12 protein-coding genes are annotated in these 14,501 nt (G+C 56.4%); 10 read left to right on the forward strand and 2 right to left on the reverse strand.

Annotated elements, in window-relative coordinates:
• Window positions 1-28 precede the first annotated feature (28 nt).
• The 3 genes from MTP41_RS14260 (at window position 29) to glmS (ending at window position 3,574) form a co-directional block, all read left to right on the forward strand.
• Window positions 29-898, forward strand: coding sequence for a DUF5685 family protein (locus tag MTP41_RS14260; protein ID WP_097778139.1), 870 nt, complete (start codon window positions 29-31; stop codon window positions 896-898).
• The gene (locus tag MTP41_RS14265) at window positions 895-1,452 is read left to right on the forward strand and encodes a hypothetical protein (RefSeq protein ID WP_118527965.1); all 558 of its coding nucleotides are present in this window, start codon (window positions 895-897) and stop codon (window positions 1,450-1,452) included. Before MTP41_RS14260 ends, MTP41_RS14265 begins: the two co-directional genes overlap by 4 nt.
• A gap of 301 nt (window positions 1,453-1,753) precedes the next feature.
• Window positions 1,754-3,574 carry a glutamine--fructose-6-phosphate transaminase (isomerizing) gene (gene glmS / locus MTP41_RS14270; protein WP_120019705.1) on the forward strand — a complete coding sequence of 607 codons (1,821 nt, stop codon included), beginning with the start codon at window positions 1,754-1,756 and terminating at the stop codon, window positions 3,572-3,574.
• 347 nt (window positions 3,575-3,921) lie between these two features.
• On the opposite strand, the gene MTP41_RS14275 is transcribed toward glmS, so the two are convergent.
• Window positions 3,922-5,214, reverse strand: a complete 1,293-nt coding sequence (locus MTP41_RS14275; RefSeq protein ID WP_249235791.1) for an AI-2E family transporter — start codon at window positions 5,212-5,214, stop codon at window positions 3,922-3,924.
• 48 nt (window positions 5,215-5,262) lie between these two features.
• Complete coding sequence (locus tag MTP41_RS14280) at window positions 5,263-6,609, reverse strand: butyryl-CoA:acetate CoA-transferase (RefSeq protein WP_118527959.1); 1,347 nt, start codon at window positions 6,607-6,609, stop codon at window positions 5,263-5,265.
• Between the two features lie 513 nt (window positions 6,610-7,122).
• On the opposite strand from MTP41_RS14280, the gene coaD reads away from it, so the two are divergent.
• The 7 genes from coaD (at window position 7,123) to acrA (ending at window position 14,106) form a co-directional block, all read left to right on the forward strand.
• Complete coding sequence (coaD, locus tag MTP41_RS14285; RefSeq protein WP_118527957.1) at window positions 7,123-7,629, forward strand: pantetheine-phosphate adenylyltransferase; 507 nt, start codon at window positions 7,123-7,125, stop codon at window positions 7,627-7,629.
• Window positions 7,630-7,708: 79 nt separating this feature from the next.
• Window positions 7,709-8,926, forward strand: a complete 1,218-nt coding sequence (locus tag MTP41_RS14290; RefSeq protein WP_249235792.1) for an acetyl-CoA C-acetyltransferase — start codon at window positions 7,709-7,711, stop codon at window positions 8,924-8,926.
• 122 nt (window positions 8,927-9,048) lie between these two features.
• Window positions 9,049-9,834, forward strand: a complete 786-nt coding sequence (locus MTP41_RS14295) for an enoyl-CoA hydratase-related protein (protein ID WP_097778134.1) — start codon at window positions 9,049-9,051, stop codon at window positions 9,832-9,834.
• A 197-nt stretch (window positions 9,835-10,031) separates the two neighbouring features.
• Window positions 10,032-10,904: a 3-hydroxyacyl-CoA dehydrogenase family protein gene (locus MTP41_RS14300; protein WP_097774829.1), complete on the forward strand. Its 873-nt coding sequence runs from the start codon at window positions 10,032-10,034 to the stop codon at window positions 10,902-10,904.
• A 104-nt stretch (window positions 10,905-11,008) separates the two neighbouring features.
• A complete protein-coding gene (locus MTP41_RS14305) occupies window positions 11,009-12,178 on the forward strand; it encodes an acyl-CoA dehydrogenase (protein ID WP_097778133.1) in 1,170 nt (389 codons plus the stop codon).
• Between the two features lie 17 nt (window positions 12,179-12,195).
• Window positions 12,196-12,990 (forward strand): acryloyl-CoA reductase electron transfer subunit gamma, encoded by a 795-nt coding sequence (gene acrB, locus MTP41_RS14310; protein WP_097778132.1) that lies wholly within the window; start codon window positions 12,196-12,198, stop codon window positions 12,988-12,990.
• A gap of 21 nt (window positions 12,991-13,011) precedes the next feature.
• On the forward strand, window positions 13,012-14,106 hold the full coding sequence (acrA, locus tag MTP41_RS14315; protein ID WP_097778131.1) for an acryloyl-CoA reductase electron transfer subunit beta: 1,095 nt from the start codon (window positions 13,012-13,014) through the stop codon (window positions 14,104-14,106).
• The last annotated feature ends 395 nt before the right edge of the window (window positions 14,107-14,501 follow it).

A 14,501-nucleotide genomic window follows, 5' to 3' on the forward strand; every position in this document is an offset into this window, starting at 1 on the left:
CGGTTCTTCCGAGGAGGAAAAGGTGCGTATGAAGGGTAGGATGCGGCCATATCTGCCGGAGCTCACCATCCGGGATTACAATATCTACCTGCGCTATCTGCGCGGGGTGCGGCGTCAGCTGTACGAGGCGTACGGATTATATTCCTGCCATCTGCTGCGGAGCAACGGCGTGCTGTTTGCCATCCTTTCGGACAGTCTGGCCGGGCGGCAGGCCACTTGCCAGCGCAAGCGGGTCCCGGGCACACTGGCCTGGCGCAGGCTCATGTGCCAGACCCAGGGCATCCGGCTGGCCGCACAGGTGGAGGTGCTGCTGGGCTGGCACAACCTGCAGGACCGCAAATACAGCGAGCTGCGGCCGCTCAAGCGCCTGCGCCGTGCGGTGGACCGTCTGCTGCTGCGCCGCGCCTATGAGCGTGCCGTGCAGGAGAACCCGGCGCTGGAACGGCTGTTCGTGCAGGAGCGGGATCAGGCCGTGGTGCAGATGAACCTGAGCGCCAAGAACTACTCTCTTGCCGCTGAACCCATGAGCAACATTTACGGTGCACTGTATTCCACCCTTGCCACCGACGACCCCAGCCAGCGCAAAAGCATGCGCTACATCGGCAGCAGCATCGGCCGCATTTTTTACCTGCTGGATAAGGCTGAGCGCTTTGAGATGGACAAGCGCAGTGGCCGCTACAACGTGTTCGTAGTCAACGACCTGCGGGGACAGGCTGCGGCGGTGGAGAATGCCCGCCGTCAGGCACTGGCTGCCGCCAACGATCTGATTCGCGTGTACAGTATGCTGGACATCAAATTGAACCGCGGCCTGCTGGATAACATCATGCTGCTTGGTCTGCACCATGCGGTGGACCCGCTGGAAGCCGGTGCTGAGCACGAAAACTGGGAGATCCCATGAAGCAAAACCATCAAAAAAGCTGGGCCATGGCTTACTGCGGCATTGTGGCGGCGCTGTGCGTCGCACTGATGCTGCTGGGAGCTGTGATCCCCATTGCCATGTTCATTGCGCCTGCAGTGGCGGGCTTTCTTGTTGCAACAGTCTGCGTGGAGTGCGGGATGCAGCTGGCTTTGACGGCCTATGCGGCAGTCAGCCTGCTGGCACTGCTGTTCGTGCCGGATAAGGAAGTAGCGCTGATCTTTGTGTTTTTGCTGGGGTATTACCCGCTGGCAAAGCCGAAGTTTGAGCGCATCCGCCCTGCGGTTCTGTGCATTGTCTGCAAGCTGCTGCTGTGCAACGGCACAGTGCTGGCCATGTACGGGCTGGTATTTCTGTTGGTGCCGGCGGGCAGCATTTCGCAGGAGCTGCGCACCACCGCGCTGGCGGTCTCGCTGGCAACGCTGGCCATGGGCAATGTTGCCTTTGTGCTGTACGACCGGGCATTGCATAACATGCTCATGATGTACCGGCTGGTCTGGCGGCCGAAACTTCATAAAACTTTGGGCTGGCGCTGAGCCAGCCTTTGTGCTATAATGGGGCATCAGAAAGGGGAGAGCGCAGCACACAGGTAACGCAAAGCGCCGGGCCACGCGGGTGACAGCCGCGAGGGTGACGAGGAGAGGAATCATCGAAAGATTCGGCGGATGTTTCTCCGGCTGAGGGCTAGACCAGCCGCAGAGAAGGGCAAAAAACGGCAGCAATACCGCAACAGATCCCTTCAAAGAAAGCCATACAAGAACATAAACTGTACTAGGAAGCTGACTGGGTATCACTGCGCCTTTTTGCGCGGGAACGGTCGGTATGGAGGTGTTTTGTATGTGCGGCATTGTTGGTTATGTCGGTAAGCGCAGTGCGCAGGACGTGCTGCTGGATGGTCTGGAAAAGCTGGAGTATCGCGGGTACGACTCCGCCGGTGTGGCGCTTGCGCTGGACGGCGGCATCCGCGTGGTAAAAAGCAAAGGACGGCTCACCGCCCTGCGGGAAAAGCTGGCGGCGCAGCAGCTGGCACAAAGCTTCTGCGGCATCGGCCACACCCGCTGGGCTACCCATGGCGAGCCCAGCGATGTGAACAGCCACCCGCATTCGACCCCGCGTGTGAGCATTGTGCACAACGGCATCATTGAAAATTACGGGCTGCTCAAGGAGCGGCTGGCTGCAAAGGGCTATACCTTCCAGAGTGAGACGGACACCGAAGTACTGGTAAAGTTGATCGACAGCTGCTATACCGGTGACCCGCTGCGTGCACTGCAGCAGGCGCTTGCCAAGGTGCGCGGCAGCTATGCGCTGGCCGTGCTGTTCCGGGATTACCCGGACACCATTTTTGCAGTCAAGCGGGAAAGCCCGCTGATCGTCGGCTGGGGCGAGGGCGAAAACTTTGTGGCTTCGGATATTCCGGCACTGCTCAAGTATACCCGGAAATACAGCGTGCTGGAAGAAGGGGATATGGCCGTCTGCACCACAGAGGGCATCCGCTTCTACAACGAATTTGGTGAGCCAGTGGAGCGCCAGCAGCTGACGGCGGACTGGGATATGGAAGCTGCCGAAAAGGGCGGCTATCCCCACTTTATGCTCAAGGAGATCAACGAGCAGCCTGCGGCCATTATGGCCACGGTCAGCCCCCGTGTAGAGGACGGACTGCCGGTGCTGCGCATCCCGGAGCTGACCGATGAAGTGCTGCGCGGTATTGGCCGGGTGCATCTGGTGGGCTGCGGTACGGCTATGCATGCCGGTATGGTGGGCAAATCTGCCATCGAAACGTTGGCCCGTGTGCCCGCCGAGGTGGACATTGCCAGCGAGTTCCGTTACCGGGACCCCATTCTGGAAAAGAACGATCTGGTCATCATCATCAGCCAGTCCGGCGAGACCAGCGACACGTTGGCAGCGCTCAAGCTGGCCAAGAGCCGCGGCGTGCCGGTGCTGGCCATCGTGAATGTGGTGGGCAGCTCCATTGCACGTGCCGCAGATTATGTAATGTACACCTACGCCGGGCCGGAGATCGCGGTAGCATCCACCAAGGCGTATATGGTGCAGATGTGCGTGCTTTATCTGTTTGCACTGCGGCTGGCCTATGCGCGCGGACGGCTGAGCGAGGCAGAGACCCGCCGCTTTACGGCCCAGCTGCTGCGCGCACCGGAGATCATCAAGCCGCGCCTTGCAGATTGTGAGCAGATCAAGTACCTTGCCAGCCGCTATGTGAACACCCAGAGCTGCTTCTTCATTGGGCGCGGGTTCGACTATGCGCTCTCGCTGGAGGGCAGCCTGAAACTCAAGGAGATCAGCTATGTGCACTCGGATGCCTATGCAGCCGGTGAACTGAAACATGGTACCATCAGCCTGATCACCGATGGCGTGCCGGTGATCGCACTGGCCACCCAGAAACAGGTGTACGAAAAGACCATTTCCAATGCCAAGGAGACCCGCAGCCGCGGAGCAAGGGTGCTGCTGTTTACCACAAAGGATGCTGCGGTGCCGGAAGGCGTGGCAGATGCCGTGATCCGACTGGATGAGTATGAGGATATCCTGATGCCGCTGCAGCTCATTGTGCCGCTGCAGCTATTTGCCTATTATATGGCTGTTCTGCGCGGCTGTGACGTGGATAAGCCGCGTAATCTGGCCAAGAGCGTGACCGTGGAGTGACGGCATAAAACGCAGCCAGAAAGCCCTGCACAAAACAGAAATAACAAAACAGGACCCGCTCTGAATCACCGAAGTGCATTCTGTCAAGTAGAAAAAAATAATATAATGTTTTTGTTCGCCGTTTCCACAAGGAGACGGCGAATTTTTTGTGCAAAATCGGTATCAGGCAGCTCGGTTCATGGCACCGACATGAGCCTGCATCGGCATCTGGATGAACAGACGGTGCTGGTAACGGCGGTTGTTGCAGCAGTCAACAGTGAATAGTGATTGCTCTTTCTTGACATGAAAATACCCCTAGAGTACTCAGAGTTTTTGTTTTTTACTCTGTCTACTCTAGGGGCAGCATATCACATGGAATGCCGGGGCTTTGTGATTGATAGATTATTTGTTTCGACAGGAGGTGCTTCCGATGCAGACGTTTCTACCGGAACATCGTCCTCCGGGTCACCGAAGTTGTCGTGGTAAGTCTGCAGCAGGTCGATCTCCTTGTTGCGCTTCAGGCCGTAGATGACCAGTTTTTTGATCACATCATAGATGACTGCAAACAGCGGCACACCTACGATCATGCCCACAAAGCCCCACAGACCGCCGAACAGCAGGATGGCGAACAGTACCCAGAAACTGGAAAGACCGGTGGTGTTGCCCAGGATCTTGGGACCGATCACGTTTCCGTCCAGCTGCTGCAGCACCAGAACGAACAGGACGAACCACAGCGCCTTGATAGGGTTCTGAATGAGGATCAGCAGGGTGGCGGGCACGGCACCGATGAACGGGCCGAAGAAGGGGATCACATTGGTCACGCCGATGATCACGGAAACCAGAAGGGCGCTGGGGAACTTGAAGATCAGGCAGCCGATATAGCACAGCACGCCGATGATGGCGGAATCCATGATCTTGCCGTTGATGAAGCCGCCGAACATCTTATCGGCGTACTTCACTTCTTCCTTGATCAGCTCTGCCCAGCGGGGCTTGAAGATGCTGTAGAGCACCAGCTTGGCCTGCTGCACAAAGCGCTTGCGGCTGGCCAGCATATACACGGCCACGATGATGCCGATGATCAGGTTCTTGGCCATGGTCACTACGTTCAGCACACCCACTGCGGCACCGCTGACGATGTTCTGCATGGAGGGCAGGAGCCGGGTCTTGATCAGATCATCGATATTGGTGCTGATGGTGGCATAAGCAGAGTTGAGCATGTCCATGATCTGCTGGTTGTTCTCAATGAACTCCACATGATTCGCCCACTGCACGAACTTTGCGAGGTTGCGCTGCGCAGTGTAGTACAGGGTGGTCACGCTGGTAATGAGCTGCGGAATGATCATCATGCACAAAGCGTAGATGAGGAGCAGGCCGAACAGGATGGTCAGCGCAACGGACAGCACATTGACCAGACCATGCATCTTTTCCGGGATGAACCGGCGCAGAAAGCTCTCGATGGTGTTGCACACGGGCTTGAGCAGGTAGGCGATGACGGCACCGTAGATGAACGGCATCAGAATGCCGGTCAGCGTGGAGATGGCATCGCCAAAACCATCGAAGCGGTAGATCAGGAAAAAGAAGATGATGCTCAGGGAGATTGCTCCAAATCCTGCCAACATCCCGTAGAGATAGGGCTTGATGTGCGGCTTTTTGTCCATCATGATAGACTCCATTTCAGCCGCGGACAGCAGGAATCTCCGCGGCACTTATCAGATTTTGTTGCTCCTGCGCCAGATGTGCATTTTTTCGGCTTCCTTGATCAGGTCTTCACGGAAGTCGGGATGTGCTACGCTGATCAGAGCTTCGGCCTTTTCCCAGGTGGTCAGGCCCTTCAGGTTCACGCAGCCGTACTCGGTGCACAGGTAGTGGATGTTGGCACGAGTATCGGTGATGATGCTGCCGTTTTCCAGAGTGGGACGGATGCGGCTCTCCAGCTGGCCGGTCTTCTTATTAAAGAAGGTAGAGGACAGGCAGATAAAGCTCTTGCCGCCCTTGGAAAGGTATGCGCCCAGAACGAAGTCCAGCTGACCGCCAGCACCGGAGATGTGCTTGAGGCCTGCAGTCTCGGCGTTCACCTGACCGAACAGGTCGATGTCCACAGCGTTGTTGATGGAAATAAAGTTATCCAGTGCGGAGATGCTGCGGATATCGTTGGTGTAGTCCACGGGTGCAGACATGCACTCCGGGTTATCGTTCAGGTAATCGTACATTTTCTGGGTGCCGGCACCGAAGGCGTAGACCTGACGGCCCTTGTCCAGCTGCTTGCATGCACCGGTGATCTTGCCGGCCTTGGCGATATCCACAAAGGCATCCACATACATTTCGGTGTGCACGCCCAGATCCTTCAAATCGCTCTGTGCGATCAGGCTGCCGATGGCATTGGGCATACCGCCGATGCCCAGCTGCAGGCAGGCACCATTGGGGATCTGCGGAACGATCAGGTTGGCAACCTTCAGATCCACTTCGGTAGCAGCACCGGGAGCGGCCATCTGGCCGATGGGCGGGTTCTCGCCTTCCACGATGCCGGTGACCTGAGAAATGTGGATGCAGTTCTCCATGCCGCCAAGGCAGCGGGGCATGTTCTTGTTGACCTCAACGATGATCTTCTTGGCTTTTTCGCACACAGCACCCAGATGAGATGCACTGGGGCCGAAGTTGAAGTAGCCATGCTCGTCCATGGGGGTCACCTGGAACACCGCCACATCCAGCGGATCCGGGCTTTCGCGGTAGTAGCGGGGCAGCTCGGAATAACGGATGGGGGAGTAGAAGGAAAAGCCCTGTGCAATGGCCTTGCGCTCAATGCCGCCCATATGCCAGCTGTTCCATGTCATGTGTGCAGCGGGATCGTCGATCTGGAAGATCGCGGGCACCCACATCAGGATGCCGCCGCGGAAGTTGACACCTTCCAGCTCAGGCAGACGCTTTGCGATCTCGGCATCCACCGCCACAGGGGTGTTCACAGCCCAGCCGTAATCCACCCAGTCACCGCTTTTGACCAGTGCGGCAGCCTGAGCGGCGGTCATTTTCTTCTGAGCATACAGTTCCGTAAAATCCATTATAAACCATCCTCTCCTATAATAAAATAAAGGAATTGTAAATTTATCATTTACTCTTCCTGCGCGAACAAATCTTTGCAGGATGTTTACCACCTGTTGACAATTTGAACACAGCTCTGACACAGGCGGACGATATCCTGATAACCAGCAGAAGGCAGCTGCCGGACAGGGCAGCAGATCTGCGCAACTTAGTTATAACATTAACAATGTGCGGAATCAATAGTTTATCGAGAAAATTTTGGCCGACTGGCAATATGGACAAAATTCGCAGAGTTTTTGAACGATTGTTTGGTGCTGAAAAACCAAAAATCTTTGCAAAAGGACTTGATAAAATTTTGACGATGTGGTTTACTTATAGCGTAGCAAGTTGCCGCGATGTGGCACAACGTTGATTGTTTAAAATTTAACGATAAAACGTACAGCTTGCACAAAATCTTGCACCCAAGACTGGAAAGTGCTATCATGGCAGAACCAAAACGCGCTTTTCACAGCGCCCAAGGAGGACACCAAACGATGGCAACAGCAGTTTATCCCGGTTCGTTCGATCCGGTCACAAAAGGGCATCTCGATATCATCAAGCGTGCGGCAAAGATCAACGATCATTTGATCGTGGCAGTGCTCAACAACAGCGCAAAGAATCCGCTGTTCACCGTGGAGGAACGCGTGGAGCTTCTGAAGGAATGCTGCAAGGGCATCCAGAATGTTTCGGTGGAGAGCTTCGACGGCCTGACCGTGGAGTTCGCCAAGAAACGGCACGCTTCGGTGATGGTACGGGGCCTGCGGGCGGTGACGGATTTTGAAAACGAGATCCAGCTTGCGCAGACCAATCACGCACTGATGCCCGGCATCGAGACCATGTTTCTGGCAACGAGCATCAAGTGGAGCTACCTTTCATCCACCATTGTAAAAGAGGCAGCTTACTACGGCAGCGACATCAGCAAGTTCGTCACACCCAGTGTGGAAAAAGCGGTCAACGAAAAGTATGCGCTGATCCGGCAGAAAAAAGACCCCGAGACCTAATTTGTAAAAGCGCCTACGGGCGTTTTGATAAAAATGGCTTACGAAAAGTAACACATACACAATTCAGGAGGCTATTCACATGAAAAAGATCGTTATCGCATCTGCATGCCGTACCGCTATTGGCAAGTTCGGCGGCACTCTGGCAAACGTTCCCGCAGCTGAGCTGGGCTCCATCGTCATCAAGGAAGCTCTGAACCGTGCAAACGTCGCTCCCGAGCAGGTCGACCATGTCTACATGGGCTGCGTCATTCAGGCCGGTCTGGGCCAGAACGTTGCTCGTCAGGCTGCTCTGAAGGCTGGCCTGCCCATCGAGACCCCGGCTGTCACCGTCAACGTGGTGTGCGGTTCCGGTCTGAACTGCGTCAACATGGCTGCTCAGATGATCGAGGCTGGCGATGCTGACATCGTGGTCGCAGGCGGCATGGAGAATATGGACATGGCTCCCTTCGCACTGCAGAAGGCTCGTTACGGCTACCGCATGGGCGCACCCATGGGCAAGAGCGAGATCGTGGATACCATGGTCAACGATGCTCTGTGGGATGCCTGCGGCTTCAACAAGCACATGGGCATGACCGCTGAGAACGTCTGCACCAACGAGACCTATCAGAAGAAATACGGTTACAGCCCCATCACCCGTGAGATGCTGGACGAGTTCTCATACAACAGCCAGCTGAAGGCTGACAAGGCTATCAAGGACGGCGCTTTCAAGGACGAGATCGTTCCCGTTGTGATCAAGGGCAAGAAGGGCGACACCGTGTTCGATACCGATGAAGGCCCCCGTCTGAGCGCTCCCGAAGTGCTGGCAAAGCTGAAGCCCGCTTTCACCAAGGACGGCATTGTGACCGCCGGCAACTCTTCCGCCATCAATGACGGCGCTGCTGCTCTGGTCATCATGAGCGAGGAGAAGGCCAAGGAGCTGGGCGTGAAGCCTCTGGCTACCTGGGTCGCCGGTGCTCTGGCAGGCGTTGAGCCCGAAGTCATGGGCCTGGGCCCCATCGCCGCTACCAAGAAGGTCATGGCTAAGACCGGCATGAGCGTTGCTGACATGGATCTGGTCGAGGCAAACGAGGCCTTCGCAGCACAGTCCATCGCTGTCGGCGAGGCTCTGGGCTTCGATAAGGATAAGCTGAATGTCAACGGCGGCGCAATCGCTCTGGGCCACCCGGTCGGCGCTTCCGGCGCTCGTATCCTGGTCACCCTGCTGTATGCTATGAAGCACCGTGGTGCTCACAAGGGTCTGGCTACCCTGTGCATTGGCGGCGGCATGGGCTGCGCTACCATCGTTGAGATGGACTAAGTTCCACCTCTTGGAATCCTGACTGAATGACAGACCCGGACGGGGAAGGGAACCGGAGAGCCTTTCCTCCGTCCGGGGGCTGTTTGTGATAATTGATAAGATTTGAATAGGAGGTTTTCACAATGGCATTTGTAAAAACCGAGGTGCAGGGCGCAGTTGAGATCATTACCATCGACCGTCCCAAGGCACTGAATGCCCTGAACCCCGAAGTTCTGGCAGACCTGAAGGCAGCTTTTGAGGCTGTGGATCAGGAGACTGTCCGCTGCATCGTTCTGACCGGCGAAGGCGACAAGAGCTTCGTGGCAGGCGCAGATATCGGTTCCATGAGCACCATGACCAAGGCAGAGGGCGAGGCCTTCGGCAAGCTGGGCAATGATGTGTTCCTGATGATCGAGAGCTTCCCCATCCCCGTTATTGCAGCCGTGAACGGCTTTGCACTGGGCGGCGGCAACGAGCTGGCTATGAGCTGCGACATCCGCATCTGCTCTGACAACGCTGTGTTCGGCCAGCCGGAAGTGGGTCTGGGCATCACCCCGGGCTTCGGCGGCACCCAGCGTCTGGCACGTCTGGTCGGCATGGGTATGGCAAAGCAGCTGGTCTACTCTGCACTGAACATCAAGGCGGACGAGGCTCTGCGCATTGGTCTGGTGAACGCTGTGTATCCTCAGGCTGAACTGATGGAGAACGTGCTGAAGCTGGCCGGCAAGATCGCAAAGAATGCACCCATCGCTGTGCGCAACTGCAAGAAGGCAATCAACGGCGGCATCAGCCTGCCCATCGAGAAGGCTGTTGAGGTCGAGGAAAAGCTGTTCGGCGACTGCTTCGAGACCCACGATCAGAAGGAAGGCATGGCCTGCTTCCTGAGCCGTGAGAAGCCGAAGCCCAAGGCAGTGTTCACCAACAACTAAAATCGAAAAAGACTCCTTCCGTCATCGCTTGCACGATGCCACCTCCCTCTGAGAGGGAGGCCTTGGCAAAACCGAAAGCTTTATCTCTTCGCCAGAGGCTCCCTCCTTGAGGGAGCTGTCACGGCGAAGCCGTGGCTGAAGGAGTAACCATTTGATGCAAATCAACTACATTATTGATTGATAAGGAGAGGTTTCCTATGAAGATCGGTGTTATCGGCGCTGGCACCATGGGCCAGGGCATCGCAAAGGCATTTGCACAGGTTGAGGGCAACACCGTTGCTCTGTGCGACATCAAGCAGGAGTGGGCCGAGAATGGTCTGGCAAAGATCAAGAAGGGCTACGAGAAGCTGGTTGCCAAGGGAAAGATGACGCAGGAAAAGGCAGACGCCATCGTTGCTGCCATCACCCCGGGCCTGAAGGAAGACCTGTGCGCTGACTGCGATCTGGTCGTTGAGGCTGCTTTTGAGGATATGAAGGTCAAGCAGACCACCTTCGGCGAACTGGATAAGATCTGCAAGCCCGAGTGCATCTTCGCTTCCAACACTTCTTCTCTGTCCATCACCGAGATCGGCAAGGGCGTTGGCCGTCCGCTGGTCGGCATGCACTTCTTCAACCCCGCAGACCGCATGAAGCTGATCGAGGTCATCGCAGGCTGCAACACTCCCGCTGAGACCGTTGAGAAGATCAAGGAGATCTCTGTTGCCATCGGCAAGCAGCCGGTTCAGGTCAATGAGGCTGCAGGCTTCGTCGTCAACCGCATCCTGATCCCCATGATCAACGAAGCTGCTTTCATCAAGATGGAAGGCGTTTCCGATATCGCTGGCATCGACACCGCTATGAAGCTGGGTGCCAACCACCCCATGGGTCCCCTGGAGCTGGGCGACTTCATCGGCCTGGATATCTGCCTGGCCATCATGGATGTGCTGTACAAGGAGACCGGCGACAGCAAGTACCGTGCCTGCCCGCTGATCCGTAAGATGGTCCGCGGCGGCAACCTGGGCTGCAAGAGCGGCAAGGGCTTCTACGTTTACAACGCAGACCGCACCAAGACCCCTGTTGACCAGCTGTAAATTCTGATAAACGTTTCTCCCGACCGTGGAAAAGCGGCCGGGAGGAATTTGTTTGCACCGGGCAATTCCGGTAAATGAAAAAGACCCGTTAGGAGGATATAGCGATGGATTTTACTCTGTCCAAGCAGCAGCAGATGGTACAGAAAATGTACCGCGAGTTTGCTGAGAACGAAGTCAAGCCCCTGGCAAAGAAGGTTGATGCGGAAGAGTACTTCCCCAAAGAGACCGTCGAAAAGATGGGCAAGCTCGGCATGATGGGCATTTATTTCCCGACTGAGGTCGGCGGTGCAGGCGGCGATGTGCTGTCCTACGTCATGGCAGTGGAAGAGCTGAGCAAGGTCTGCGGCACCACCGGTGTCATCGTCTCTGCTCACACCAGCCTGTGTGCTGCTCCTATTTATGAAAATGGTACTCCCGAGCAGAAGGCAAAGTATCTGCCCAAGCTGTGCAGCGGCGAGTGGCTGGGTGCTTTCGGCCTGACCGAGCCGGGTGCCGGTACCGATGCACAGGGCCAGCAGACCATTGCAAAGGAAGAGGATGACTGCTGGGTGCTGAACGGCTCCAAGATCTTCATCACCAATGCAGGCTTTGCTGATGTGTTCATCGTCATTGCCGTCACCGACAATGTGCTGGACAAGAAGGGCCGTCCCACCAAGCTGTGCTCTGCTTTCATCGTGGAGCGTACCGATCCGGGCTTCTCCGTCGGTAAGGCTGAGGACAAGATGGGCATTCGCGGTTCTTCTACCTGTGAGCTGATCTTTGAGGACTGCCGCATTCCGAAGGATCGTATGCTGGGCGTGCGCGGCAAGGGCTTCCAGCTGGCTATGGCTACTCTGGACGGCGGCCGTATCGGTATCGCATCTCAGGCTCTGGGCATTGCCGAAGGCGCTCTGGAAGAGACTGTGGCTTACGTCAAGGAGCGCAAGCAGTTCGGCCGTGCCATCGCAGCTTTCCAGAACACTCAGTTCGAGCTGGCTGAGATGAAGGCCCGCGTTGAGGCTGCAAAGTATCTGGTTTACGCCGCTGCTCTGAAGAAGCAGGAGGCTATGGACGGCAAGAAGGTCCGCTACAGCGTCGAGGCTGCTCAGGCAAAGCTGATCGCAGCCCGCACCGCAAGCGATGTGACCCGCCGCTGCCTGCAGCTGTTCGGCGGTTACGGCTACACCCGTGACTATCCCATCGAGCGCATGATGCGTGATGCCAAGATCACTGAGATCTACGAGGGCACCAGCGAAGTGCAGATGATGGTCATTTCCGGCGCGCTGCTGAAGTAAGGGAGGCAAGAGTTACAATGAAAGCAATTGTTTGTGTAAAGCAGGTTCCTGATACCTCCGGCAAGGTCGCCGTTAAGGCTGACGGCACTCTGGATCGTGCTTCGATGGCTACCATCACCAACCCCGATGACCTGAACGCTCTGGAGGCTGCTCTGAAGCTGAAGGACGAGACCGGCTGCGAGGTCGTTGTTGTTACTATGGGTCCCCCGCCGGCAGAAGGCATGCTGCGTGAGCTGCTGGCCCGCGGCGCTGATAAGGCGGTTCTGGTCTCCGGCCGTGAGTTCGGCGGCTCCGATACCTTTGCAACCAGCCAGATCCTGGCTGCTGCTGTCAACAAGATCGGCGTTGGCCCCGAGGACGTTGTGTTCTGCGGCCGTCAGGCAATCGATGGCGATACCGCACAGGTCGGCCCGCAGATCGCTGAAAAGCTGCATCTGCCTCAGGTCACCTACGTGGCAGACATCCAGAAGGATGGCAACACCCTGACCGTGAAGCGTATGCTGGAAGACGGCTACATGATGGTCAAGGTGCAGACTCCCTGCCTGCTGACCTGCATCAAGGAGCTGAACCAGCCCCGTTACATGAGCGTGAACGGCATCTTCACCTGCTACGACAAGCCGATGGAAGTGTTTGATTACAACGCACTGAAGGACGATCCGCTGATCGAGGTTGATACCATCGGTCTGAAGGGTTCTCCGACGAACGTCTTTAAGTCCTTCACTCCTCCGCAGAAGGGCGCAGGCACCATGCTGAAGGGCGACGATGTTGCTGCCCAGCTGGCTGGTATCCTGGCCAAGAAGCACCTGATCTGATGAAAGGAGCATAGGATTACAATGGCTGATTTTAACGAATACAAGGGCGTCTGGGTCTTCTGCGAGCAGCGCCAGGGCGCACTGATGTCCACTGATTTCGAGCTGGTGAGCGAGGCTCGCAAGCTGGCTGATGAGCTGGGCTGCGAGGTCACCGGCCTGCTGCTGGGCGACAACGTGGAAGGCATTGCCAAGGAACTGGGCGGCTATGGCGCTGATAAGGTCATGGTCTGCGACAGCCCCCTGCTGAAGGACTACACCACCGATGCATACGCTAAGGTCGTGTGCGACATGGTCAACGAGTATAAGCCCGAAGTCCTGCTGATCGGTGCAACCAACATCGGCCGCGATCTGGGCCCCCGCTGCGCAGCCCGCCTGCACACCGGCCTGACCGCCGATGCTACCCATCTGGATATCGACACTGCAAAGTATGTCGAATTCCTGAAGGAAAGCTCCACCATCGACCTGTCCAAGCAGAAGTTCGATTATGAGGATCGCAACCTGAAGATGACCCGTCCCGCATTCGGCGGCCATCTGATGGCTACCATCATCTGCCCCCGCTTCCGTCCGCAGATGTCCACCGTCCGCCCCGGCGTTATGAAGAAGGCTCCCTTCGATCAGGCCAAGGCTGATGCCTGCCAGATCGTGAAGCCCGCCTTCAGCCTGACCGCTGACGACGTTAAGACCGAAGTGCTGAGCGTTGAGAAGGCAGCTGAAAAGCTGGTCGATCTGATCGGCGCAGACGTGATCGTCTCTGTTGGCCGCGGCATCAGCAAGGATGTCAACAAGGGCATTGAGCTGGCTGAGCAGCTGGCTGCCGCTTTGGGCGGCGGCGTTGTGGGCGCTTCCCGTGCCGTCACCGATGCAGGCTGGATGACTGCTGACCATCAGGTTGGCCAGACCGGCAAGACCGTGCATCCCAAGATCTATGTTGCTCTGGGCATTTCCGGCGCTATCCAGCACACTGCTGGTATGCAGGACTCCGAGTGCATCATCGCTGTCAACAAGAATGAGGGCGCACCCATCTTCGGTGTTGCCGACTACGGCATTGTGGGCGACCTGTTCAAGGTAGTTCCCGAACTGATCAAGCAGATCGAGGCAGCAAAGGCTGCTCAGTGATCGACTGACGCGAGATCTTTTTATAGCATAGCCTGAATTGTGGGAGGGCGGCTCTTCGGAGCCGCTCTTCTTTTTATATAATTTTTAAATAAGAAATACGGCACAGCACAGATGGCCCTGAAAAGGCTGCCTGTGCTGTTTTTTGTTGCAGAAAGTACAGCCAAAGGCCGGCTGCAGCCCAGAAAAGGGCTGCGGGAGGGGAGTGGAACGGAAAAAGCGCACACAAAAGTCTGTTATACTTTGAAATATGCATGTAAGCGAATAAACATACGGAAAAATGCATGAAAAACACTGCAGAAAAAGTGTAGAAAAATAAAATGCAACACGTAAAGTGTGACGAAACAATCCCGAAAACGGTGAAGTGCAACACAGGCGTAACAAATTTACGGGATCCT

This window comes from Faecalibacterium sp. I4-3-84 (assembly GCF_023347255.1).
Taxonomy (GTDB): domain Bacteria; phylum Bacillota; class Clostridia; order Oscillospirales; family Ruminococcaceae; genus Faecalibacterium; species Faecalibacterium taiwanense.